Consider the following 2,182-nt stretch of genomic DNA (forward strand, 5'->3'; position numbering starts at 1 on the left):
AAGCCAGCATCGCCTGGCGCAACCTGGCCGCGCGGGCTTTTCCAGTCGGGCTGGTGATGGTATCCAGGCGCTCGATGGAGCGGAAGATCAATTCACTGGCGCTGCGGGCGGCGCGCAGCGCGATATTCAGCATGGGCTGCATGGATGTGTCACCTAAGGTTGTTAAAGAAAGCCGGGCATTCTATCAGAAAGTTTCTACAGGTGAAGGTCGGTGTTCGCTTTCGTAGCTTAACGGTAGTAGGCGCTGTAAGATTCGGCTCCCTTTTATTGTGTTCGAGAGCGCTGCCCGTGCTGCAAAACATTCGTGTCGTCCTGGTCAATACCAGCCACCCCGGCAACATCGGCGGAGCTGCTCGTGCCATGAAGAACATGGGCCTGTCGCGGCTGGTGCTGGTCGAACCGCGGTTGTTCCCGCATCACGAAGCGGACGCGCGTGCCTCCGGCGCCGGGGATATCCTTGAAAACGCGCAAGTCGTCGCCACGCTGGAAGACGCCTTGGTCGGTTGCAATCTGGTGCTCGGCACCAGCGCCCGTGACCGTCGTATTCCCTGGCCGTTGCTCGATCCCCGTGAATGCGGGGTGAAAATGGTGGAGGAGGCTGCGTCGGGTGCAGAGATTGCGTTGGTGTTCGGTCGCGAAGATTCCGGCCTGACCAATGAAGAGCTGCAGCGATGTCATTATCACGTGCACATCCCATCAGACCCCGAATTCAGTTCGCTGAACCTCGGGGCGGCGGTGCAGGTGTTGAGCTATGAAGTGCGCATGTCCTGGCTGGCGGCCCAAGGTCAGCCGAGCAAGGTCGAGAAGGAAGAAGTGGCCTCCACCAAAAGCGGTGAGCTGGCGACCATGGATGAGCTGGAGCGATTCTATGAGCACCTGGAGCAAACCCTGGTGGCTATTGAGTTCCTCGATCCGGAAAAACCACGGCACTTGATGGCGCGCCTGCGTCGGTTGTACGGACGCAGCTCGGTCAGCCGGGCGGAAATGAATATATTGCGTGGCATCCTCACGGAAACCCAGAAAGCGGCCCGTGGCGAGCTTCTTAAGCGGAAGGATTAAACATGTTCGAGCGTTTGCGTGAAGATATCCAAAGCGTATTCCATCGAGACCCGGCGGCGCGTAACGCTTTTGAAGTTCTGACGTGCTACCCCGGCATGCACGCCATCTGGATCCATCGCCTGTCGTCGGCCTTGTGGCGCGGTGAGCTGAAGTGGCTGGCGCGGCTGGTGTCGAACTTCGGTCGCTGGCTGACCGGAATCGAAATCCATCCGGGCGCCAAGGTCGGTCGTCGCTTCTTCATTGACCATGGCATGGGTATCGTTATCGGTGAAACCGCCGAGATCGGCAACGACGTCACCCTTTATCAAGGCGTGACGCTTGGCGGGACCAGTTGGAACAAGGGCAAGCGTCACCCGACGCTTGAGGACGGCGTGGTGGTGGGGGCGGGTGCCAAGGTGCTCGGTCCGTTCACCGTGGGGGCGGGGGCCAAGGTCGGCTCCAATGCGGTGGTGACCAAGGCTGTGCCGGCCGGGGCGACAGTGGTCGGTATTCCGGGACGAATCATCGTCAAGTCCGATGAAGAGCAGGACGCCAAGCGTAAAGCCATGGCTGAAAAAATCGGCTTCGATGCCTACGGTGTCGGTGAAGACATGCCCGATCCGGTGGCGCGGGCCATTGGTCAGTTGCTTGATCACTTGCAGGCCGTTGATGGACGTCTGGAAGGCATGTGCGGTGCGTTGAAGGATCTGGGCAGTAACTATTGCGCCAAGGATTTGCCTGAGCTGCGTGAAGAAGATTTCGCCTGTGTGAAGGACAAGGATCAGAGTCAGGCCAGCTAAACCGCGTTGCCGCCTTCGCGAGCAAGCCCGCTCCCACGGTAGACCGCATCCTCGGTCAAATGGGGGAGGGGGCTTGCTCGCGAAGAACGATGACTCGGTGCTAGATAACTCGGTACTACTGGCTGTCAGAGCCCAGCCTTTGCTATGATGCGCGCGCTCTTTTGCGGGTAAACCTGACTAAAGTACTAGGTCTTATAGTTGACTTAAATACTCGGGAATTGCATACTCGCCCCCATTCCGAACTCCGTGGCCACCGATGTGGCCGGTCGCGGCATTCACATCGACGGCATCAGCCACGTGATCAACTTCACCTTGCCGGAAGTGCCGGACGACTACGTGCACCG

The 2,182-nt window shown here is 59.2% G+C and carries 2 protein-coding genes and 2 pseudogenes; 3 read left to right on the forward strand and 1 reads right to left on the reverse strand.

Annotation, left to right across the window (positions count from 1 at the left end; translation table 11 throughout):
* Positions 1 to 142, reverse strand: a pseudogene (locus tag ACQKP4_RS28920) (hypothetical protein); the annotation flags it as partial.
* Between the two features lie 146 nt (positions 143 to 288).
* Here ACQKP4_RS28920 and trmJ point away from each other — a divergent pair.
* The 3 genes and pseudogenes from trmJ to ACQKP4_RS28935 form a co-directional block, all read left to right on the forward strand.
* Positions 289 to 1,059 carry a tRNA (cytosine(32)/uridine(32)-2'-O)-methyltransferase TrmJ gene (trmJ, locus tag ACQKP4_RS28925; protein ID WP_427637427.1) on the forward strand — a complete coding sequence of 257 codons (771 nt, stop codon included), beginning with the start codon at positions 289 to 291 and terminating at the stop codon, positions 1,057 to 1,059.
* A 2-nt stretch (positions 1,060 to 1,061) separates the two neighbouring features.
* The gene (cysE, locus tag ACQKP4_RS28930) at positions 1,062 to 1,838 is read left to right on the forward strand and encodes a serine O-acetyltransferase (RefSeq protein ID WP_427637428.1); all 777 of its coding nucleotides are present in this window, start codon (positions 1,062 to 1,064) and stop codon (positions 1,836 to 1,838) included.
* 246 nt (positions 1,839 to 2,084) lie between these two features.
* Positions 2,085 to 2,182 (forward strand): annotated as a pseudogene (locus tag ACQKP4_RS28935) (helicase-related protein); the annotation flags it as partial.

This window comes from Pseudomonas sp. NPDC086278 (genome assembly GCF_050280905.1).
Classification (GTDB): Bacteria; Pseudomonadota; Gammaproteobacteria; order Pseudomonadales; family Pseudomonadaceae; genus Aquipseudomonas.